Genomic DNA, 864 nt, shown 5'->3' on the forward strand with positions numbered 1-864 from the left:
GGCGAGGACGGTGTAGCGGGTCTGGGCGACGAGGCCAAGCGCAGGATCGCCGAGGCCGAAGTCATCTTTGGCGGCAAGCGGCACCTCGCGCTCGTCTCAGACTTGGCCAAGGGCAAGGCGCGACCGTGGCCGACGCCGTTCGATGCCGAGATGCATGATGTGCTGGCGCTCGAAGGCAGAAGCGTCTGCGTGGTGGCTTCCGGCGACCCGTTCTTCCACGGCGTCGGCGTCACGCTCGCGCGCAAAGTGAAACCGGATGAGATGCTCGTCCTGCCGGCGCCGTCATCGCTGTCGCTAGCCGCCTCCCGTCTCGGCTGGGCGCTGCAGGATGTCGAAACCATCTCGTTGCATGGCCACTCGATCGACCTCCTCCGCCCCCTGCTCCACCCCGGCGCACGTATCCTTGCGCTCACATCCGACAGCGACGCGCCGGTCGCCATCGCCGCGCTGCTCGACGAACTCGGCTTCGGTCCGTCGCGGTTGACGGTTCTCGAAGCGCTTGGCGGCCAGGGCGAAACGCGCCACGCTGCCCGCGCCGACGCCTTCGATCTCAAAAACATCAATCCGCTCAACGTGCTGGCGCTCGAAATAGAATCGACTCCGGATGCGCGCATCCTGCCTTTGACCGTCGGCCTTGCCGATCATCTGTTCGAGCATGACGGCCAGATCACCAAGCGCGAGATCCGCGCCATGACGCTGTCGGCGCTGGCGCCGCGGCGCGGTGAACTGCTCTGGGACATCGGTGCCGGCTCCGGCTCGATCGGCATCGAATGGATGCGGGCTCACCCTTCGATGCGGGCGATTGCCATCGAAGCCGACAGCGAGCGCGCCGCCCGCATCCATCGCAACGCCGCGCATTGCGGC

1 protein-coding gene is annotated in these 864 nt (G+C 67.0%); it reads left to right on the forward strand.

The genetic code is table 11. The features are described 5' to 3' along the window. The coding region (gene cbiE / locus EOA60_RS35140; protein WP_128312737.1) for a precorrin-6y C5,15-methyltransferase (decarboxylating) subunit CbiE at nt 1-864 on the forward strand (864 nt) is incomplete at both ends.

The sequence above is a fragment of the Mesorhizobium sp. M1A.F.Ca.IN.020.06.1.1 genome (genome assembly GCF_004023265.1).
Lineage (GTDB): Bacteria > Pseudomonadota > Alphaproteobacteria > Rhizobiales > Rhizobiaceae > Mesorhizobium.